The 21,472-nt window shown below is 49.2% G+C and carries 18 protein-coding genes; 13 read left to right on the top strand and 5 right to left on the bottom strand.

The genetic code is table 11. The features are described 5' to 3' along the window. Nucleotides 1-77 precede the first annotated feature (77 nt). The 6 genes from BMX82_RS07560 to folK are packed head-to-tail and all read left to right on the top strand — an operon-like array spanning nucleotide 78 to nucleotide 4,318. Complete coding sequence (locus BMX82_RS07560; protein ID WP_036910242.1) at nucleotides 78-956, top strand: cell division protein FtsX; 879 nt, start codon at nucleotides 78-80, stop codon at nucleotides 954-956. A 27-nt stretch (nucleotides 957-983) separates the two neighbouring features. Next, nucleotides 984-1,208, top strand: coding sequence for a DUF3098 domain-containing protein (locus BMX82_RS07565; RefSeq protein WP_036910243.1), 225 nt, complete (start codon nucleotides 984-986; stop codon nucleotides 1,206-1,208). Between the two features lie 12 nt (nucleotides 1,209-1,220). Beyond that, on the top strand, nucleotides 1,221-2,078 hold the full coding sequence (locus tag BMX82_RS07570) for an undecaprenyl-diphosphate phosphatase (protein ID WP_036910245.1): 858 nt from the start codon (nucleotides 1,221-1,223) through the stop codon (nucleotides 2,076-2,078). Further along, entirely contained in the window at nucleotides 2,078-2,773 is a 696-nt protein-coding gene (gene truB, locus BMX82_RS07575) for a tRNA pseudouridine(55) synthase TruB (protein ID WP_091767549.1), read from the top strand. Before BMX82_RS07570 ends, truB begins: the two co-directional genes overlap by 1 nt. Nucleotides 2,774-2,778: 5 nt before the next feature. After that, complete coding sequence (gene queA, locus BMX82_RS07580; protein WP_036910247.1) at nucleotides 2,779-3,897, top strand: tRNA preQ1(34) S-adenosylmethionine ribosyltransferase-isomerase QueA; 1,119 nt, start codon at nucleotides 2,779-2,781, stop codon at nucleotides 3,895-3,897. A 10-nt stretch (nucleotides 3,898-3,907) separates the two neighbouring features. Next, the gene (folK, locus tag BMX82_RS07585; RefSeq protein WP_091767552.1) at nucleotides 3,908-4,318 is read left to right on the top strand and encodes a 2-amino-4-hydroxy-6-hydroxymethyldihydropteridine diphosphokinase; all 411 of its coding nucleotides are present in this window, start codon (nucleotides 3,908-3,910) and stop codon (nucleotides 4,316-4,318) included. A 27-nt stretch (nucleotides 4,319-4,345) separates the two neighbouring features. On the opposite strand, the gene rpsO is transcribed toward folK, so the two are convergent. Further along, nucleotides 4,346-4,615, bottom strand: a complete 270-nt coding sequence (rpsO, locus tag BMX82_RS07590; protein WP_036910250.1) for a 30S ribosomal protein S15 — start codon at nucleotides 4,613-4,615, stop codon at nucleotides 4,346-4,348. Nucleotides 4,616-4,893: 278 nt separating this feature from the next. On the opposite strand from rpsO, the gene typA reads away from it, so the two are divergent. Further along, nucleotides 4,894-6,696 (top strand): translational GTPase TypA, encoded by a 1,803-nt coding sequence (typA, locus tag BMX82_RS07595; protein WP_091767555.1) that lies wholly within the window; start codon nucleotides 4,894-4,896, stop codon nucleotides 6,694-6,696. A 41-nt stretch (nucleotides 6,697-6,737) separates the two neighbouring features. On the opposite strand, the gene BMX82_RS13100 is transcribed toward typA, so the two are convergent. Next, nucleotides 6,738-6,884, bottom strand: a complete 147-nt coding sequence (locus BMX82_RS13100) for a hypothetical protein (protein WP_218142018.1) — start codon at nucleotides 6,882-6,884, stop codon at nucleotides 6,738-6,740. A 237-nt stretch (nucleotides 6,885-7,121) separates the two neighbouring features. On the opposite strand from BMX82_RS13100, the gene BMX82_RS07600 reads away from it, so the two are divergent. Beyond that, entirely contained in the window at nucleotides 7,122-7,586 is a 465-nt protein-coding gene (locus BMX82_RS07600; protein ID WP_091767558.1) for a DUF6078 family protein, read from the top strand. Nucleotides 7,587-7,633: 47 nt separating this feature from the next. On the opposite strand, the gene BMX82_RS07605 is transcribed toward BMX82_RS07600, so the two are convergent. Genes BMX82_RS07605 through BMX82_RS07615 form a run of 3 tightly spaced genes read right to left on the bottom strand, consistent with a single transcriptional unit; the run spans nucleotide 7,634 to nucleotide 9,553 of the window. Next, nucleotides 7,634-8,128: an S-ribosylhomocysteine lyase gene (locus BMX82_RS07605; protein WP_036910256.1), complete on the bottom strand. Its 495-nt coding sequence runs from the start codon at nucleotides 8,126-8,128 to the stop codon at nucleotides 7,634-7,636. Between the two features lie 3 nt (nucleotides 8,129-8,131). Further along, nucleotides 8,132-8,761, bottom strand: a complete 630-nt coding sequence (mtnN, locus tag BMX82_RS07610) for a 5'-methylthioadenosine/S-adenosylhomocysteine nucleosidase (protein ID WP_091767561.1) — start codon at nucleotides 8,759-8,761, stop codon at nucleotides 8,132-8,134. A 3-nt stretch (nucleotides 8,762-8,764) separates the two neighbouring features. Beyond that, on the bottom strand, nucleotides 8,765-9,553 hold the full coding sequence (locus tag BMX82_RS07615) for a TrmH family RNA methyltransferase (RefSeq protein WP_091767563.1): 789 nt from the start codon (nucleotides 9,551-9,553) through the stop codon (nucleotides 8,765-8,767). A 91-nt stretch (nucleotides 9,554-9,644) separates the two neighbouring features. Between BMX82_RS07615 and BMX82_RS07620 the strand changes: the two genes are divergently transcribed. The 5 genes from BMX82_RS07620 to BMX82_RS07640 all read left to right on the top strand — a co-directional run bounded on the left by BMX82_RS07620 (nucleotide 9,645) and on the right by BMX82_RS07640 (nucleotide 21,444). Continuing rightward, entirely contained in the window at nucleotides 9,645-12,146 is a 2,502-nt protein-coding gene (locus tag BMX82_RS07620) for a YfhO family protein (protein ID WP_091767566.1), read from the top strand. 22 nt (nucleotides 12,147-12,168) lie between these two features. Continuing rightward, the gene (locus BMX82_RS07625; protein ID WP_091767569.1) at nucleotides 12,169-14,718 is read left to right on the top strand and encodes a bifunctional fucokinase/fucose-1-phosphate guanylyltransferase; all 2,550 of its coding nucleotides are present in this window, start codon (nucleotides 12,169-12,171) and stop codon (nucleotides 14,716-14,718) included. Next, the gene (locus BMX82_RS07630) at nucleotides 14,718-15,518 is read left to right on the top strand and encodes a GSCFA domain-containing protein (protein ID WP_036910262.1); all 801 of its coding nucleotides are present in this window, start codon (nucleotides 14,718-14,720) and stop codon (nucleotides 15,516-15,518) included. Before BMX82_RS07625 ends, BMX82_RS07630 begins: the two co-directional genes overlap by 1 nt. A gap of 28 nt (nucleotides 15,519-15,546) precedes the next feature. Continuing rightward, nucleotides 15,547-18,015 (top strand): bifunctional UDP-N-acetylmuramoyl-tripeptide:D-alanyl-D-alanine ligase/alanine racemase, encoded by a 2,469-nt coding sequence (locus tag BMX82_RS07635; protein ID WP_036910263.1) that lies wholly within the window; start codon nucleotides 15,547-15,549, stop codon nucleotides 18,013-18,015. Between the two features lie 237 nt (nucleotides 18,016-18,252). Beyond that, nucleotides 18,253-21,444: a SusC/RagA family TonB-linked outer membrane protein gene (locus tag BMX82_RS07640; RefSeq protein WP_091767572.1), complete on the top strand. Its 3,192-nt coding sequence runs from the start codon at nucleotides 18,253-18,255 to the stop codon at nucleotides 21,442-21,444. Nucleotides 21,445-21,472: the final 28 nt, after the last annotated feature.

Genomic DNA, 21,472 nt, shown 5'->3' on the forward strand with positions numbered 1-21,472 from the left:
AATTACTAAATTATTTTGTGATGCAAAAAAAATATCGTAACTTTGCAGCCAAAATCGATTTTTACGTACGTAAATTAATGAATAGACGTAGGAAGAATACTGGCAACCGTCGTGGTATGCAGCTGGTAACCCTCTGTATCAGTACGGCGATGGTGCTGGTGCTGTTGGGTATGGTCGTACTTTCTGTACAGACCTCTCGCAACTTGTCGCGGTGGGTGAAGGAGAATCTCACCGTAACTGTCATGTTAAGTGATGATGTGAGTGTCAATGGTGCCAAGTCGTTGTGTCGTGACCTTTATCACAGACCTTATTCCAGAAACATCGACTACATCAGTAGTGAGCAGGCATTGAAGGAACAGACGGAAGCCATGGGCTCTGACCCCTCGGAATTCCTCGGTGTAAACCCTTTCCCTGCTACGTTGGAACTTCGGCTTAACTCGGATTATGCCAATCGTGATTCCCTTAAGTGGATTGCTGAGGAGTTGAAGAAAAAACCGCAGATTGCCGATGTTGCCTATCAGGTGGACCTGATGGATAGTGTGAACAGGAATCTGACAAAGTTGAACTTCCTGTTTCTGGCATTGGCGGTATTGCTGACGTTTGTATCGTTCTCATTGATTAACAATACCGTGAAGTTGAGTGTGTACTCGCGCCGTTTCTCGATTCACACGATGAAGCTGGTAGGTGCCTCTTGGGGCTTTATCCGCCGCCCATTCATGCACCAGGGACTGATTGTCGGCGTCATTGCGGCTTTGATTGCTATTGTTGTGCTTGGCTGCTGCGTCTATGGTCTCTATTATTATGAGCCCAATGTGATGACCGTGATTACATGGCGTGAACTGGTTGTTACGGCGGTTGCTGTGCTGCTGTTTGGCATCATCATCACGGCGGCCTGCTCTTACATTTCGGTGAATAAGTTCCTGCGCATGTCGGCAGGCGATCTTTATAAGATATAAAAGGCTTAAAAAGTAAAAAGTTGAAAAATGGATAAGAAGAATTTTGCATTCGACAAAGTGAATTATATATTGCTGGCCGTGAGTATGGTTGTTGTGGTCATTGGTTTTCTGCTGATGGTGGGTCCGAACTCGTCGGAGACGGCATTCGAGCCCGACATCTTCAGTGTGCGCCGCATCAAGGTGGCCCCAGTGGTATGCCTTATCGGTTTCGTGTCGATGATTTACGCTGTTGTAAGAAAACCAAAGAATTAAGATTGTATACCCATGGACTGGATTCAGACTGTTATTATAGCCATTATTGAGGGACTGACAGAATTCCTGCCTGTATCGTCTACAGGTCATATGATTATTGCCCAGAATCTGTTAGGCGTGCCTCAGGGCGATCCTTTTGTACATGCCTTTACGTTTATCATTCAGTTTGGTGCCATCCTGTCGGTGGTATGTCTCTATTGGAAGCGTTTCTTCCAGTTCGACAATACGCCAGACCCCATGGCCTTTACCTGGTGGCAAAAACTCAGGCACAAGTATTACTTCTATTGGCTCCTTATCGTGGGAGTCATCCCTGCTGTGGTCATTGGTCTGCTGGCCAAGAAGTCGGGCTTGCTCGACTGGCTGCTCGACAGTGTCGAGGTGGTGGCTATCATGCTGGTTGTCGGTGGTGTGTTCATGCTCTTCTGCGATAAACTGTTTAATAAGGGTAGCGAGGATAATAAGGTCGATGAGCGCCGTGCTTTCAAGATAGGTCTTTACCAGTGTATCTCTGTGATTCCTGGTGTGTCGCGATCTATGGCGACAATCGTTGGAGGAATGACTCAAGGACTTACTCGTAGGCGAGCTGCCAAGTTCTCGTTCTTCTTGGCTGTGCCAACTATGGCGGGAGCAACATTGCTCGATTTGCTCGATCTGTTGAAGGAAGATACGGCTTGGGCCACAAGTCATAACATCACCATGCTGCTTCTGGGCAGTGCCATTGCCTTCGTCGTGGCTCTGTTCGCTATGAAGTGGTTTGTCAATTACCTGACGAAGTACGGCTTCAAGGCATTTGGTATCTATCGTATTGTGGTAGGTAGTATTATCATTATACTGCTGCTCACGGGACATTCACTTGCAATGGTTGACTAATGAACTTTCAGGAAGGTGCTTTTATATATATAAACAAGCCTTACCGAATGTCGAGTTTCGGTGCTTTGGCACATATTCGTTATGTGCTTTCCAAGCGTTTGCATGTCAAGCGTGTGAAGATGGGGCATGCCGGAACGCTCGACCCTCTGGCTACAGGTGTGCTGATCCTGTGTACAGGCAAGGCCACCAAGCAGATTGGGTCGCTTCAGTTGCAGTCTAAGGAGTATACTGCTACCCTACAGCTTGGAGCCACGACGCCGAGTTTCGACCGCGAACATAGTGTTGACTATACATATCCGACGAAACATATAACCCGCGAACTGATAGAGGCTACCCTGCCTCAGTTTGTCGGTAATATCATGCAGCGTCCTCCGCTTTACTCGGCTTGTATGGTAGCAGGCGACAGGGCGTACGAATTGGCTCGTAAGGGGGTTGACATGGAACTGGCTGCAAAGCCTATCCGTATTGACGAGATAGAACTCACGTCGTTTGACCCTGTGCTGATGCAGATGTCTATTCGTGTGGCATGTGGAAAAGGCACATATATCCGTTCGCTGGCCCGCGATATCGGCGAGGCGCTTGGCAGCGGAGCTTTCCTGACCGCTCTTTGTCGGACCAGGGTGGGCGATGTAAGGATAGAAGACTGTCTGACGTTTGATGAGTTCCCTCAATGGTTAGAAAGAAATATTGATTAATATATATGAAGTTATCACAGTTCAAGTTTAAGCTCCCCGAGGAGCAGGTCGCAATGGAACCGACATATCATCGCGATGAGTGTCGGTTGATGGTGCTACACCGCAAGAGTGGTCGTATTGAAATGACTAAGAAGGATGAGAACGGCGAGGACCTCTTGGATAAGGATGGTAATCCTGTCTATCTCGATTTCCGTAACATCCTTGACTACTTTGACGAGGACGATACCTTTATCTTTAATGATACAAAGGTGTTTCCTGCTCGCCTCTATGGCACAAAAGAGAAGACAGACGCGAAGATTGAGGTTTTCCTGCTGAGAGAACTGAATCCGGAACTGCGCCTTTGGGATGTGCTTGTAGAACCGGCTCGTAAGATCCGTATTGGCAACAAGCTCTTCTTCGAAGACGACGGCCCTATGGTGGCTGAGGTCATCGACAACACGACGAGCCGTGGCCGTACGCTGCGTTTCCTCTACGACTGTCCTCACGACGAGTTCAAACGCGAGTTGTTTGCCTTGGGTGCTGCTCCGCTGCCCCGCTACATCATTGACAAGCGCGAGGCCACAGCCGAGGATATGGACAACTTCCAGACCATCTATGCTAAGAACGAGGGCGCTGTGACGGCTCCTGCTACAGGCCTGCACTTCAGCCGTGAGCTATTGAAGCGTATGGAGATCAGGGGCATTAACTTCGCCTATATCACGCTTCACTGCGGATTGGGTAACTTCGATGCCATTGAAGTAGAAGACCTGACAAAGCACAAGATGTCGTCAGAACAGATGTTCATCAGCAAGGAAGCCTGTGATTTGGTGAATAAGACCAAGCTGGAGGGCCACCGTGTATGTTGTGTCGGTACGAGTACTGCCCGTGCCACAGAGACAGCTGTTGGTACCGATGGTATGCTGAAGGAGTTTGAGGGATGGACTAACAAGTTCATCTTCCCGCCTTATGACTTCGGCATGTGTAATGCATTGATTGGTAACTTCTACCATCCTGAGTCAACCATGATGATGTCTGAATGTTCCTTCGGTGGCTATGAGCTGGTTTACGAAGGTTATAAGAAGGCCGTCAAGAATGGCTATAAGTTTGGCTGCTATGGCGACGCCATGCTGATACTCGACGATTAATTCAGAGGTGATGCATCAGGTCTATCTCGGATTAGGAAGTAATCAGGGCGACAGGGAGTCACAGATAGCCCGTGCTATAGAGCTCATCGGTGAGCGGGTGGGGCAAGTGCTCCGCCAGTCGTCGATTATCGAGACCAAGCCGTGGGGATTCATGTCGGGCAATCTGTTCCTCAATTGTGCTATCTACTGTGAGACGGAACTCATGCCGCGTAAACTCCTTGAGGTGACTAAGGACATTGAGCGCGAACTTGGCCGTCGGCATAAGGGCGGTGCCTATCGTGATCGCACCATCGATATCGACATTCTGCTCTACGACGATATAACCATCGACGAGCCCGACCTTCAGATTCCACATCCGCTGATGGAACAACGCGATTTCGTGATGATGCCCCTTAATGAGATAAAAGATTCTAATAAATAAAAAATCCCGCCGATTGGCGGGACTTTTTTATTTGCGGAGACCTAAAGCCTTGATAATCGCACGATAACGATTGATGTCGTTGTTGTAGAGGTACTTCAGCAACTTACGACGCTTACCAACCAGCATGGTCAGTGAACGAGCGGTGTTGTGGTCCTTGCGGTTCTTCTTCAGGTGCTCAGTCAGGTGAGAGATACGATAGCTGAAGAGAGCAATCTGAGCCTCAGCAGAACCAGTGTCCTGTGCGCTCTTGCCATACTGACCGAAGATCTCTTCCTTCTTTGCTTTGTCTAAATACATAATTGTAATGTGATTAATGTTGTTTGCAATAACATCTTTCCGACGCTTCATCCTACCTAATCACTAGTGGTTTACGTCGTCAAATGTTTCGGATTTTCCGAAATGCGGCTGCAAAGGTAATACATTTTTTACATTCTACCAAATTTTTTTGGCACGGATTACACGAATTAACGCAGATTTTGATGTTTTTTGGGTGCCAAAATGAAAAAATCCGTGAAATCCGTGTGATCCGTGCCTATTTTTTCGTAACTTTGCACCCGCAAAACAGTTTTATTTATATGCAGGATATCAGAAATATCGCAATTATTGCACATGTAGACCACGGAAAGACTACACTTGTGGACAAGATGATGCTGGCAGGCCACCTGTTCCGTGACGGACAGAATCTCAGCAATCAGGTGCTCGACGCAAATGATCTGGAGCGTGAGCGCGGCATAACCATCCTTTCTAAGAATGTATCTATTAATTGGAAAGGCGTGAAAATCAATATCATTGATACACCAGGACACTCAGACTTCGGTGGCGAGGTAGAGCGTGTCCTGAATATGGCAGACGGCTGTCTGCTGTTGGTCGACGCATTTGAGGGCCCGATGCCCCAGACGCGTTTCGTTTTGCAGAAGGCTCTTCAGATTGGTTTGAAACCCATTGTGGTTGTCAATAAGGTCGACAAGCCCAACTGCCGTCCTGAAGAAGTGTATGAGATGGTGTTCGACCTGATGTTCTCGCTGAATGCTACAGAAGATCAGCTAGACTTTCCTGTCGTTTACGGTTCTGCCAAGAATGGCTGGATGGGTGAGGACTGGAAGACCCCAACCGATAATATCACATATCTGCTCGACAAGATCATCGAGATGATTCCTGCTCCTAAGCAGATTGAGGGAACGCCTCAGATGCTGATTACGTCACTTGACTATTCAAGCTATCAGGGTCGTATCGCCGTAGGTCGTGTTCATCGCGGCCAGCTGAAGGACGGCATGCAGGTAACCATCGCCCATCGCGATGGAAGCATGGAGAAGACGAAGATCAAGGAACTGCATACCTTCGAAGGTATGGGCCATGTACATACAGACTCAGTGGACTGCGGTGATATCTGTGCCGTTATCGGACTTGAGAAGTTCGAGATTGGCGATACCATCTGCGATATTGAGAATCCTGAGCCCATGACGCCTATAGCCATCGACGAACCAACCATGTCGATGCTCTTCATGATCAACGACTCTCCTTTCTTCGGTAAGGAAGGTAAGTTCGTCACCTCACGCCATATCAACGACCGTCTGGAGAAGGAACTCGAGAAGAACCTCGCCTTGCGTGTGGAGCCTTTCGAGGACTCTACCGATAAGTGGATCGTCTCAGGCCGTGGTGTGCTCCACCTCTCTGTGCTGGTAGAGACCATGCGTCGTGAGGGCTATGAGCTGCAGGTAGGTCAGCCTCAGGTAATCTATAAGGAGGTCGACGGCGTGAAGCACGAGCCTATTGAGGAGTTGACTATCAACGTGCCCGAGGAGTTCTCGTCGAAGATGATTGATATGGTCACCCGTCGTAAGGGTGAGATGACCTCGATGGAGAGTCAGGGCGAGCGTGTGAACATCGAGTTCGATATTCCCTCACGCGGTATTATCGGTCTGCGTACCAATGTGCTGACAGCCTCTCAGGGCGAGGCCATCATGGCCCATCGCTTCAAGGAGTATCAGCCTTACAAGGGTGAGATTGAGCGTCGTGTCAATGGCTCTATGATTTCGATGGATACAGGCAACGCCTTTGCCTATGCCATCGACAAACTGCAGGATCGCGGTAAGTTCTTCATCGACCCGGGTGAGGACGTATATGCAGGACAGGTGGTAGGCGAGCATGTGCATGACAACGACCTCGTGGTCAACGTCTGCAAGGCCAAGCAGCTCACCAACGTCCGTGCCTCAGGTACCGACGACAAGGCCCGCATCATTCCTAAGACCGTGATGTCGCTGGAGGAGTGCCTTGAGTACATCAAGCAGGATGAGCTCGTCGAGGTGACACCCAAGTCGATGCGAATGCGCAAGACCATCCTCGACCACGATCAAAGAAAGAAAGCCAATAAGGTTTAAACATATCACATATCCCCAGCCCAATCGGCTGGGGATATTTTTTATATCTTTACCTTTACCCAATAGAAGTTGCCACTTGTGGTGTAGCCTCTTGTGATGCGCTCGCCCTTGCGGTTCTCCTGCTCCAATGCGAAACAGACCTTATTCCTGTAATCTTCTCGTACCAATAATCTGTTGAAAAGTGGCATTCCTTTCGCTTATTCGGATATCTGTTCCCATAAGTTCCCATGTAGGGAACTGTCTGTTCCTCCCTTGGGAACAATCAGTTCCCACGTTGGGAACACACTGTTCCCCTTATCCCTTCTATTAGGGAACAACCGACAACCAGCAATATATATCCCATACGATATCCCCTTTTGATGAAAAACAACAAATAATTCTTCAAAAGTTATTATATGTCGATGATTATGTGTACCTTTGCAGATATGAAAACTAAAAACAATACTTTATCATCTACTCAACCGCAAGAAGCTTTCCGCGAGAAGGTCAGTCATTATCTGGTGTGTTTCATTGAGAGTTGCCCGCTTCGTGAGCAGTGCCTGCGCTGGCTGGTAGGACAATATGCCGACACCATGCCCTTGGCCTATAACGCCATCAATCCCCGCAATCCAAAGATTGGTGGAGAGGAGTGCGTGATGTTCCGCAAAGAGCAGCGTGTGGTGATGAAGCGAGGACTGACGCACCTGTATCTTGAGATGCCGGGACTGGTGGAACATCGCGTCCGCCGCATGCTCATCGGTATGTGGGGCCACAAGAAATACTATGAGGTCCGCAAGGGCGACCGCCTCATCACTCCAGAGATGCAGAACGACGTGGAAACCGTCTGCCGCTACCACGGATGGAAAGGTCCTATCGTCTACGACGGCGAAGAAGAATCCTGGCTGTGGTAACAGAATCTCCAGCCTTTGAAAGATATAGAAGGATTGCTGAAGATCTTTTATGCGTCGGCGAAAAGTTTGCCATCGTCGAGGGTAATCTGAAGTTTGGTGTACTCCGAGTGAAAATCGTTCTTCAGCCGATCGAGGTAGCGAGCGCACTCCCATTTGCACATGGGGAGGTCGTGGAGCAGGTAGTTGCCACAAGCCTCAGGACGGGTGGCTGGCACTTCTGTCTGGGTGAGAATCCACTCCAGACACTCGATGGTAAGACGTCGCATATCCTCGACGGAATAAGTGCCTGTCATGATGATGTACATGCCTGTGAGGCAGCCCATGGGTCCTACATATACTACATCCTCCTTTGCCTCGCTGTTGCGAAACCAGGTAGCCATGAGGTGTTCTATACTGTGAATCGCTGCAGGGGCAACGGCTGGCTCCTTGTTGGGCTCGGTGATGCGCAGATCGAAGGTAGTGAATCCTTTGTCTTCGCGTGATACGTAGATACCTGGCTTCAGGTGTGTGTGGTCGATGGTGAAACTCTGTATGACTTCCATAACTTAAAGACTTTCGATGAATGTTTTGGTGGTCTGGAAAGATTTCTCGGCAACGGTTTCCCAGAAGTTGTGGTACTGCGAGGCATCGGTGTCGCGCAGAGGAATGTCGCTGATTACACGGAACGAGATAAAGGGTACCTTATAGATATGACATACCTGAGCGATGGCACACGACTCCATATCAACAGCTTTTGCCTCGGGGAAGTGGCCTACAATCTCGCGCATCTTATCCTTGGAGTCGACGAACCAGTCGCCTGTGACGATGAGGCCAGGCTTGGCGCCTGTGAGCTTGGCCTTCTCGAGCAGATAGGGGTCGGCCTGATAACGGGCAGGGAGGCCTTGTACCTGACCAAATACGGTGGCCTCGTCGATGGCTTTGCCACAATACACGTCGTGATAGGTAAGCTCTGAACTCACCACCACGTCCTGCAGGTTGATATCGTCGCCGTTGCCGCCTGCACAACCAGAGGAGATAATGCAATCGGGCTTGTACTGACGGATCATTTCTACGGCCTGTATGGCGGCGTTAACGGTCGCGATACCGCTCTTTTGAAGAATCACTTTGTCTTCAGGGAATAATGGACGGAGCTGCTTCAGCTCCTTGTCCATTGCTACAATCATTCCTATTTTCATTTGCTATAATTTGCTTTGTCTCTGTCTTACTGCCTCATACATCAGGATTGCTGCGCTAACGCTGACGTTCAGCGAGTCGAGTCGACCTAGCATGGGGATTCGGATGTGGGCGTCGGCAGCCTCGCGCCATTGGTCGGTAAGTCCTGTCGACTCTGTGCCCATGACGATGGCTGTGGCATGACGCATGTCGTAGTCGTAGTACTCGTAAGAATCCTGCAACTGGGCTGTGAGAATGCGAATATCGTGCTCCTTGAGGAAGGCAATGCACTCGCCAGATGTGCAGACAGCTACTGGCACGCAGAATACACCACCGATGCTGGCGCGGATGAGGTTGGGATTATATAGGTCTGTCAGCGGATCGCAAACAATCACCGCATCGACTTTAGCGGCCTCTGCCGTGCGCAGAATGGCTCCAAGATTGCCTGGCTTCTCCACGCTCTCAAGTACGACAATGAGCGGACGGGGTTTTGCTGAGAGTGATGAGCATAACGTGAGCAGGGAGTGCTCTTTGCATCTCACGACGGCAATGATGCCCTCGGTACTGCCGCGATAGGCCATCTTCTCATAAACCTGTGGCGTTACGAAGGTGGGGGCGATGCTGCCGCTGTAGTCGATTGTGTTGAGTACAAACAACTCTACCACCTCATAGCCACAGGCGATACAATGCTCTATCTCACGTTGTCCCTCGACGACGAAAAGACCTTCTTCGCGACGCAAAGACGACTTCTGCTGAAGAGCCACAACGTGCTTGATACGGGCGTTCTGAACGCTGGTAATGATATTTTCTTCCATATTCGCTGCAAAGATAATAAATTTTAGGCATGGATGACGCGGATTTCACGGAATTTTTATAATTTTGCACACAAAATATAATTTGCAAGTTATGACTTTATTAAAGAAGTGCCTGCCCGATGTGTTGGCAGTGCTGTTGTTTGCCGTACTGGCATTTGCCTATTTCTTCCCTGCCGACATCGAGGGACGTATTCTGTATCGTCACGATGCCTCAGCGGGGCGTGGCGCTGGTCAGGAGGGTATCGAATACCTGCAGAAGACAGGTGAGCGTAGCCGTTGGACGAATGCTCTCTTCGGGGGTATGCCTACCTACCAGATGGCTCCGTCGTATGGCTCTACCAATCTGCTGACGAAGGCGGTCAATGCCTATCATCTGTGGCTGCCCGAGAATGTGTGGTATGTGTTTGCCTATCTGCTTGGCTTCTATATCCTGCTCAGGGCATTCGACTTCCGTCAGCATCTGGCGGCGTTGGGCAGTATCGTCTGGGCCTTCTCTACTTATTTCCTCATTATCATTGCCGCTGGTCATATATGGAAAGTGTGGGCGCTGGCTTATCTGCCGCCTATGATTGCAGGCATCGTGCTGGCCTATAGGGGGAAGTATCTGTGGGGCCTGCTGCTGACGGCTGTCTTTACGGCTTTCGAGATCAATGCCAACCATGTGCAGATGACCTATTACTATCTGTTTATCATCCTCTTTATGGTGATTGGCTGGCTGGTGGAGGCTATCCGCCAGAAACAGATGGCCCGCTTCGTGAAAGCCACAGCCACATGTGTCTTGGGTGCTGCCATCGGACTGTGTATAAACCTGTCTAATCTCTATCATACATGGGAGTATAGTAAGGAGTCGATGCGTGGTAAGAGCGAGCTGGTGAAGCAGAATAGTGCTAATCAGACGAACAGCGGTCTGGAGCGCGATTACATCACTCAGTGGAGCTATGGCATCGGAGAGACATGGACGCTCTTGGTGCCTAACACGAAGGGTGGTGCCTCGATGCCGCTGTCGCAGAGTGAGAAGGCGATGGAGCATGCGGATAATGATTTCCTGCCTATCTATCAGCAGTTGGGACAGTATTGGGGTGAGCAGCCTGGCACAAGTGGTCCTGTATATGTGGGGGCCTTTGTGATGATGCTCTTTATTCTCGGTCTTTTTATCGTGAAGGGGCCGATGAAGAGGGCGCTGCTAGCGGCTACTATTCTCTCAATACTGCTTTCGTGGGGTAGGAACTTCATGGGCTTTACAGATTTCTTCCTCGATTATGTGCCGATGTATGCCAAGTTCCGTACGGTGGCATCGATACTTGTTATCGCAGAGTTTACTATTCCCCTGCTGGCTATGTTGGCGATGAAGGAACTGATGGATAAGCCTGAACTGCTGAAACCGAGAATGAAGTATGTAGGCATCTCTTTCCTGTTGACGGGTGGTATCGCCATGTTGTTCTCGCTGATGCCTTCGATGTTCTTCGACAGCTTCATCTCTTCAGGTGAGATGCGGGCCATCCAGAGTCTGCCAGCTGAGTATATCCAGCCGTTAGTGGCTAACCTGACCGAGATGCGTCAGGCTGTGTTTACAGCTGACAGTCTGCGCTCGTTCTATATTATCCTGGTGGGTACAGGTGTCCTGCTGAGCTTTATGGCGGGTAAGCTGAAGAAGGAATATGCGGTGGGTATTATCCTCGTGCTGTGTCTTGTTGATCTGTGGACGGTGAACAAGCGTTATTTGAACGACGAGATGTTCGTGCCCGAGTCGGAGCGTGAAGCCCCGCAGGCAAAATCTCAGACCGACGAACTGATTCTGCGCGACCAGAGTCTCGACTATCGTGTGCTGAACCTTGCTTCGAATACGTTTAATGAGAATGAGACCAGCTACTATCATAAAAGCATCGGTGGCTATCATGCAGCCAAACTGCGCCGTTATCAGGAGATGATTGAGCAGTATATCTCGCCAGAGATGCAGGCTTTGTATGGTGCTGTGTCGAAAGCTGGCGGTGACATGACACAGGTGAAGGGCGACAGCATCTATCCTGTGCTGAACATGCTTAACACCAAGTACTTCATCTTCCCTTTGGAGGGCGGTCAGACGGTGCCCATCCAGAATCCCTATGTTTATGGCAATGCCTGGCTTGTCGACAAACTTGACTACGTGAACAATGCCAACGAGGAGATGGAGGCCATTGGTAAGATTGATTTGCGTCATCAGGCTGTGGCTGACGCGAAGTTCAAGGAAACTCTGGGCGAGGCAGCAGAACAAGATACTGCCAGCACTGTGGTCATTACCAGTTACGAGCCCAACCGCTTGAGCTATGAAGTAAACAGCGGTAAGGGCGGTGTGCTCGTGTTCTCAGAAATATACTATCCGGGATGGACGGCGACTGTTGACGGTCAGCCTGCCAAACTGGGACGCGTAAACTATATCCTTCGTGCCATGAATATCCAACCTGGTAAGCATCAGGTGGAACTCTCATTCTTCCCCAAGACCGTTGACAGAACCGAAGCCGTAGCCTATACGGCCTATGGCATCCTGATTCTTCTGGTGCTTGGCGCTGTGTTTGTGGAATGGAAGAAGAGACAGGATAAAAAACAGGAAAATTAAGAAGGGTAAAAAGATATAAAAGGTGAGAAAACTGTTGTCTTTGCCACCCAATCTGGTGAGTGCGTTTCATGATGTAACGGGACTGGATCATGATGAGTACTTTGCAACCTGCGACCCCGTAGGGCATCGTCTGGGTAGTGGAGGAGGTACAACCTGGCTATTGCAGGAGTGTTATAAGAACGATGGTGAGGGCACGTTTGACGAATGGCTTGCTAAGGAGAAGCGAATCCTGATACATGCGGGTGGACAGAGCAAGCGCTTGCCAAGTTACGCTGTGTCGGGGAAAGTGCTGATGCCTCTGCCTGTGTTCCGATGGGAGCGTGGGCAAAAGCTCTCTCAGAATCTGTTGAGTGTCCAGCTGCCGCTTTATGAGAAGATGATGCAGATGGCTCCCGACAATATCCATACGATGGTTGTCAGTGGCGATGTGCTTATCCGCGCCACTCAGCCCCTACAGCCGATACCACAGGCAGATGTCGTATGCTATGGTTTGTGGCTCGATGCCTCGGTGGCTAAGAATCATGGTGTGTTTGTGAGTAGCCGTCGTACGCCGTCGGTTCTCAAACAGATGCTTCAGAAACCATCGGTGCAGACGTTGGGGGAACTCATGAAAGATCATTTCTATCTGACGGATATTGGTGTGTGGCTGCTCAGCGACAGGGCCGTCAAGCTGTTGATGAACCGTAGCGAGGGTAGAGAATATGACCTCTATGGCGAGTTCGGCTGTGCTCTGGGTACTGATCCAACCAAGCCTGATGGCAGGATATCAGATCTGAGTGTCGCCATTGTGCCACTTGCCGGTGGTGAGTTCTATCATTTCGGCACCTCTCGCGAGATGATCTTGTCAACGCTGAGAATCCAGAATCTGGTGAACGATCAGCGTGAAATCATGCATCTGGATCGTAAGCCTCACCCCAGCATCTTTGTGCAGAACGCTGTCACGAAGATTCCTTTTACTGATGAGAATAGTAATATCTGGATAGAAAATAGTTATATCGGGCCTCGTTGGCACTTGACTCACGATCATGTGATTACGGGTGTGCCTGAGAATGACTGGGACATCAGTTTGGAGCCTGGTGAGTGTATCGATGCAGTACCTGTTGGCGAGGACGACTATGAGGTGCGCCGTTATCGGATTGATGAGCCTCTGAATAGTAATGAGCTGGCCGAACGTGCTAATCTGCGTCGCCTGTTTGCCCAGCGAAAGGCGTTCCGTCAGCAGAACTGGGGCGCGTTGGCTAAGAACTGGCATCACAGTGTGTTCTATCAGCTCGACTTGGCTGATGCTGCTCAGGAGTTCAAGGAAGGTGGCATCCCTATGCCATCGGAGTTGCCTGAAGACGCGCCTTTGATGACACGTATCCACAATGCAATGTTTCGTGGCGATAGTGATAAGGCTTTTGCCCTTTTGCGCGAAGGCCTGTGCGCGGGTGATGGCCTTCTTCAACAAACTCAGGGACCATCGCTCTGTGTGGCCGACGATCAGATTGTCTGGGGGCGCTCTCCTGTGCGTATTGATATTGCAGGCGGCTGGACCGATACACCTCCTTACTGCTTGATGGAAGGTGGAAACGTGATAAACCTGGCCATCGAACTGAATGGTCAGCCCCCGCTTCAGACATATATCCGTCCATCAAGAGAACCGCACATCGTGCTTCGTAGTATCGACCTTGGTGCTGTAGAGGTGGTTGAGATCAATGAGCAACTCACAGATTTCATACATGTAGGCTCGCCTTTCTCTATCCCTAAGGCTGCCCTCGTATTGGCAGGATTTGGTCATGGGAACGTTTCTTTACGGGAACAGCTTGAGACTTTTGGTAGTGGGATTGAGTTGACGCTGCTTTCTGCTATCCCTGCTGGTAGTGGGCTTGGCACATCGAGCATCCTGGCTTCGACAGTTCTTGGAGCTTTGAACGATTTCTGTGGTTTGGGATGGGATAAGAACGAGATAGGGCGCCGCACACTGATGCTGGAGCAGATGCTCACTACTGGGGGTGGTTGGCAGGATCAGTTTGGTGGCGTGTTCGGTGGCGTGAAACTGTTGCAGACGGGCAGGGGCTTCAATCAGAGTCCTCAGGTGAAATGGCTTCCCAACGACCTGTGGACACAACCAGAGTATCGCCCGTGTCACCTCTTATATTATACAGGCATCACCCGTACGGCTAAGAGTATTCTGGCCGAGATTGTGCGGCGCATGTTCCTGAATCATGGCGGTGAGCTCCGTCTGCTTCGTGAGATGAAGGAACATACGATGGAAATGTATGAGGCTATTCAGCAGAACGATTTCCAACGTGTGGGCTTGTTGGTGCGTAAGACGTGGCAGCAAAACCAGTTGCTCGATAGCGGTACAAATCCTGATGCCGTAGCTGCCCTGACCGCTCAGATTGATGATCTTTGTCTGGGCTATAAGCTTCCTGGCGCTGGTGGCGGAGGCTATCTCTATATGATTGCAAAAGATCCCGAGGCTGCCGCCCGCATCAAGCAGGTATTAAACAGCCAGCGTATAAATAAGAATGCCCGTTTTGTAGACATGACACTCTCTGCAACAGGCTTGCAAATCAGTCGTAGCTGATGGAGTTTAGAACGATAGTCGATGTCACGGATCCTGGATTCAGGATTGATCCCTGCGAGAAGATACTCTTTGTAGGCTCTTGTTTCGCTGACAGCATCGGACGCAGGTTTCTGGAAGAGAAGTTCTGTGCCACCGTTAATCCTTTTGGGGTGATGTATAATCCCGCGTCAGTGCTTCATACCATCGAACGCTTGTCGCCTGAGGAACTGAGTTTAATAAAGACGGTTTTCCTCACCCTTGGCACAAATCACGTTTATATTCTCAAGGAAACGGGGAAGATTGTGGATAATTGTCAGAAGCGGCCTCAGTCGCTGTTCGTCGAGAAAGAGCTCTCTGTCGACGAGTGTGCCGACTATCTGCAGAAGGCTGTCAATCTGTTGCGCCAGAGTAATCCTAAGGTCAGGGTGATACTCACCGTCAGTCCCATCCGCTATCGTAAATATGGTTATCATGGTTCCCAGCTTTCCAAGGCAACCTTATTGCTCGCCACTCGCCAGGTTGTGGGGGCGGGGTATTTTCCTGCCTATGAGATTGTAAACGATGAGCTGCGCGATTACCGTTTCTATACCGAGGATATGTTGCATCCATCAGCTCAGGCTGTTGAGTACATCTGGCAGCGATTGTCGGAAATGTACCTGAGCGATGAAGCCAAGGTCTTTCTAAAGGAGTGGGCACCTCTGAAAGCTGCCTTGAGTCATAAACCTTTCGACGCAGAGTCGAAAGAATATAAGGCATTTATGCATAAAACTATGTTAAAAGTAGAGGAGATGCGGAAAAAATACCCTACCTTTGCACTATAGAAGAAGGTAAAAAAGTTAAAAAGTTAAGATGAAATATTCTATTGAGAAAGTAACGACGCTTATTGGCGCCCGTCGTATTGGAGAGGCTGATGCCCAAATAGGCTGGCTGTTGACTGATAGCCGTTCACTTTGCTTCCCCGAAGAAACCTTGTTTTTTGCACTTCGCTCTGCCCGAAATGACGGACACCGCTACATATCTGATCTTTATCGTCGTGGGGTGCGTAATTTCGTAGTCGAGGCAAAGGGGATTCTTGAAACACAAACCGATGGCCTTAATGGCATGAAAGATGCTAATTTCCTTGTTGTACCATCTCCTTTGGCTGCCTTGCAGCGACTTGCAGAACGCCATCGCGACGAGTTCGATCTGCCCATTGTGGGAATTACGGGCTCAAATGGTAAGACCATGGTGAAGGAGTGGCTTTATCAGCTGCTTTTGCCATCACAGAAGATTGTGCGCTCGCCTCGCAGCTATAACTCGCAGATTGGTGTACCTTTGTCTGTATGGCTTTTGAACGAACAGACTGAGGTGGGTATCTTTGAAGCCGGCATCAGTCAGCCTGGCGAGATGTATGCATTGCGTGACATCATTCAGCCCACAATAGGTGTGCTCACCTCGCTTGGCTCCGCCCATCAGGAGAACTTCCGTTCCATGGAAGAGAAATGTATGGAGAAACTTGAACTGATGCACGATACAGAGGCCATGGTCTATTGTTCCGACAATGATATCGTGAGCCGTTGCATCCGCCGTATGAACTACAAGGGTGAGAAAATCGCGTGGTCTATGTGTGATGAGCAGGCCGCTTTTTTTGTCAAGGAAGTGAAGGATTCAAAAATCACTTATATCTGGCAGGAAGAGGAGAATTGCTATACCATCCCCTTTATCGATGAGGCTTCTATCGAGAACTCTATCACCTGCGCTGCCGTAGCATTATATATGGGGCTTACGCCAAGTCAGATTGCCGACCGGATGGCGAAACTCGAACCTGTGGCCATGCGTCTGGAGGTGAAGCAAGGGCAACGTGGTTGTGTTATCATCAATGATTCTTACAACTCCGATATCAACTCGCTCGATATAGCCCTCGACTTCATGAATCGTCGTGAGGCTGCTAAGAAGACACTTATTCTGAGTGACATCTTCCAAACGGGCTCTGCACCAGAAACCCTTTATGCGCAAGTTAGCGAACTGGCTGTGAAGCGTGGTATTGATAAGTTTATTGGCATTGGTCCTGAACTTATGGCTCAGGCCGATAAAATACAGATTGCCGACAAGGCTTTCTTTGCCGATGTGAAGCATTTCCTTTCGAGCGATGCCTTTGCAGGTTTACGTGACGAACTGGTACTGCTTAAAGGTGCTCGCAGCTTTTGTTTCGATCAGATTACGGAACAGTTGGAGCAGAAAGTACACGAGACCATTCTTGAGGTGAACCTCAATGCTGTGGTAGAGAATCTGAACTATTACCGCTCTTTCCTGAAACCTGAGACCAAGATGGTTTGTATGATCAAGGCCGATGCTTATGGAGCGGGTGCTGTGGAGATTGCTAAGACTCTGCAGGATCATCGTGTTGATTATCTGGCTGTTGCCGTGGCTGATGAAGGTGTCGCTCTCCGAAAGGCTGGCATCACGGCAAATATCATGATTATGAATCCTGAGATGACTGCCTTTAAGACCATGTTCGATTACGACCTGGAACCTGAGGTCTATAGCTTCCGACTGATGGATGCGCTTATCAAGGCAGCCCGCAAGGAAGGTATCACAGGATGGCCTGTACACATTAAGTTCGATACGGGTATGCATCGCTTAGGCTTCGATCCTAAGGATGATATCTTTAAGCTCATCGACCGCTTGAAACACCAGAATGCCATCATTCCACGTAGTGTGTTCAGTCACTTTGTAGGCTCTGACAGCGATGGCTTCGATGAGTTCTCTGCTCAGCAGTTCGCTCTGTTTGAAGAGGGAAGCCAAAGACTGCAAGCAGCCTTCGGTCATCGTATTCTTCGTCATATGGACAATTCGGCAGGTATCGAACATTTCCCCGAACGTCAGATGGATATGTGTCGTCTTGGTCTCGGTCTTTACGGCGTTGACCCGCGTGATAATCGTATCCTGAATACTGTTTCAACCCTTAAGACTACCATTCTTCAGTTGCGTCATGTGCCTGCTGGCGAGACTGTGGGTTATAGTCGTAAAGGAAAAATAGAACGCGACTCTGTCATAGCCGCAATTCCCATTGGTTATGCCGATGGCCTGAACCGTCATCTGGGCAATCGTAATTGCTATTGTCTGGTCAAGGGACAAAAGGCTGAATATGTGGGAAACATCTGTATGGATGTGGCCATGATTGATGTCACGGACATTCCTTGTATGGAAGGCGACCAGGTGGAAATCTTTGGTGAACATCTGCCTGTAACTGTGCTCAGCGACACACTTGACACCATCCCCTACGAGGTGCTTACAGGTGTCAGCAACCGCGTGAAACGCGTCTATTTCCAAGATTAAAATCTGGATAATTCCATAAATTGTATTTTATACACATCTATATTCCGTCCACTTTTTTAAGAAATTGTGGGCGGAATATTTTGTTGATTATCAGTGGCTTACAATTTTTAACCCCATAAAGTCGTCCACTTTTGAAGTCAATCCTCCGGATTCCGATTGCTTTTTTTCATAATTTTGCATCCAAATCCTAAATAGGGTAAATTCTAACTCAATATTAACGATAATTTAAAAAACAGTATGAAAAAAAGCAGGTTTATGATGATGCTATTGGCACTGATGGTGTCGGTGGCTATGCATGCCCAAGGTATCTTGGGAACTGTGACTGATGACCTCGGAGAGCCCGTTATTGGAGCTTCCGTTGTCGAGAAAGGTAATCCTCAGAATGGCTCCATCACTGATATGGATGGTCATTTCACTTTGAAGGTGAACGAGGGTACACCTATTATTATTTCATATATTGGCTTTACCACTCTTGAGGTGAACGCCAAGAATAACATGCGCATCACACTGAAGGAAGACGCCCAGACGCTGCAGGATGTTGTAGTGATCGGTTATGGTGTGCAGAAGAAGAGTGTGGTAACAGCCTCTATCGCCAAGGTAAGCGCTGAGGATCTGGAGGGAAAGACACGTCTGCGTGCCGACGATGCCCTGAAAGGACTGGCTGCTGGTGTAAACGTTACATCGTCATCAGGTCAGCCAGGTTCACAGTCGATGATCCGTGTGCGCGGTACAGGTACTATTAATGATACCAATCCGCTGTACATTATCGATGGTATGCCTGCCGATCAGTATGGTCTGGAGAGCGTTAACCCCAACGATATCGAGAGTATCGAGGTGTTGAAGGATGCTGCATCGGGTGCCATCTACGGTGCGCGTGCTGCCAATGGTGTTATTCTGGTAACCACCAAGAAGGGTAAGATTGGAAAGACTCAGATTAACTATAACTTCAGCTATGGTTGGCAGAGTGCCTGGAAGCATCGCGATGTAACAAGTGCTACTGACTATGCCATCCTGCAGAACGAGAAATACGTGAATGGTGGACAAGCTCCCCTGTATGCTGATCCATATAACCTGACTGATGCTAATGGTCAGAAGATTACTGGTTTTGGTACCGACTGGCAGGAACTGCTGTTTAACGACAATGCTCCTGTAGTTCAGCACGACGTATCGGTAAGTGGTGCTACCGAGAAGGTAAACTATTATTTGTCAATGGGATATTACACTCAGGATGGTATTGTAGGCGGTAATTATGGCCGTTCAAACTACGATCGTCTGACTCTGCGTTCAAACAACCAGTTCAATATCTTCGACGATTCAAAGGAACGTTCGTTCCTGAATAAACTCGATATCAGTGCCAACCTGTCATATATGCGCACGCATAGTACGGGTATCGACACCAACTCTACATGGGGCTCGCCTCTGGGTTCTGCACTTTACCTGGCTCCCACACTGCCTGTTACACTGAAGGGCGACGTGGCTCAGGAGATGATAGACCGTTATTCGGCCTATGACTTGTATCGTGATGCCCAAGGCAATCCTTACACTATTCCTAACTTTGTAGGTTCATATCAGGAGCAGAACAACCCCATCGCCATGATGCAGGGCAACCCCAGCAAGGGCTGGAGTCACAAGTTCATGCCTAAGTTCTCAATCGACCTGCAGCTGTGGGACAACTTGAAGTACCATTTCACCTGGAGCGCTGAGCAGAGCTTCTGGGGCAGCGATGGTGCTACGATATCAAAGTACTACCTCTCAGGTAACAACAATGCCGACCACACCTCGGCTTCATCAGAGAAAGCCAACAGCACCCAATGGCAGGTTGAAAATACACTGACCTACGACAAGGAGTTTGGCAAACACTCTATTGGTGTAGTGCTGGGTCAGAGCGCTTTGAAGTACAAGGGTAGCTATGTAGGTGCTTCGCACTGGAACCTGATTAACGTAAACAAACCTTATGTTGACTACACAACAGGCGGCAGTATCGAGACGACTACCGATGCCGATGGTAACATCACTGGCGTGAAGAGTCTGGTAAACGGTTGGGCTGGTCCGTATGTTGAGCACCATCTGGCTTCGCTCTTTGCCCGTCTGAGCTACAACTATGACGAGAAGTACATGTTCCAGGGCACTATCCGTCGTGACGGATCAAGCCGCTTCGGTTCTAATAATAAATATGGTGTGTTCCCCTCATTCTCTATCGGTTGGAATATTATGAACGAGGACTTCATGAAGAACACCAGCGACTGGCTGACTAACCTGAAGTTCCGTGCCAGCTGGGGTAAGAACGGTAATGAGAACATCGGTGATTTCCGTTATACCGTGCTGACCACTACCGGTGGTACAAGTAACTACTTCTTCGGACGTCAGGGGGTAATGAACTATGGTTCGAAGGCTAACGGATTGGCTAATGAGAACCTGAAGTGGGAGGAGAGTGAACAGACTGATCTGGGCCTCGACTTCGGATTCTGGAATAACAAGCTGACATTCACTATCGACTACTACATCAAGAAGACCAACGGAATGCTGATGACCATGCCTATCCCTTCTTATGTCGGCGAGACAAAGCCTATTGGTAACGTAGGTGATATGGAGAACAGTGGTATCGAGTTCGAACTTGGCTACAAGTGGAACATCGGTGATGCACACTTCTCTGTAAAGGGTAATGCATCATATCTGAAAAACAAGTTGAAGAACCTGGGTAACGATACTGGTTTCCTGAACTATGGTATCTCACAGTTCAGCGATGGTGGTACTCGTGCTGAGAACGGTCAGCCTTTCCCATACTTCTATGGATATAAAACTGCTGGTGTCCTGCAGAATCAGGCCGAGGCCGATGCATACAATGCAAAGAACCATGCAACATCTAACCCTGGTGACTTGATCTTCGTCGACGTTAACGGCGACGGCCACATCACCAGTGACGACCGTACCAAGATCGGTAAGCCAACTCCCGACTGGACCTTCGGTCTTAATTTTAATGCAGACTGGAAGGGCTTCGACTTCAACCTGTTCTTCCAGGGGGTAAGTGGTGCCGACATCTTCGATGCTACATGGCGTCAGGATATCGCATCAGGTAACTATCCAACTTGGGTGTTGCAGCGCTGGACAGGCGAGGGTACATCAAACAAGATCCCTATGCTGAAGTTGGGCGACTCGAAGAACTGGGTTGTTAGTGACATCTATGTACAAGACGGCAGCTATCTGCGTCTGAAAAACATCTCACTGGGTTACACGCTGCCTCGCAACCTCACAAACAGGGTTAATATCGAGCGCTTCCGCGTTTACGTACGTGCTGAGAACCTGTTCACATGGACTAAATACTGGGGATTCGATCCTGAGATTGGTACCAGCAGCACTTCTATGGGTGTAGACTACGGAGTATATCCTCAGGCTCGCATCTTTACTGTAGGTTTCAACCTCTCACTGTAAGTTTGGGAATAATGAATAATTAAAAGAC

Origin of the sequence: Prevotella sp. khp7 (genome assembly GCF_900109055.1) — a bacterium.
Lineage (GTDB): Bacteria > Bacteroidota > Bacteroidia > Bacteroidales > Bacteroidaceae > Prevotella.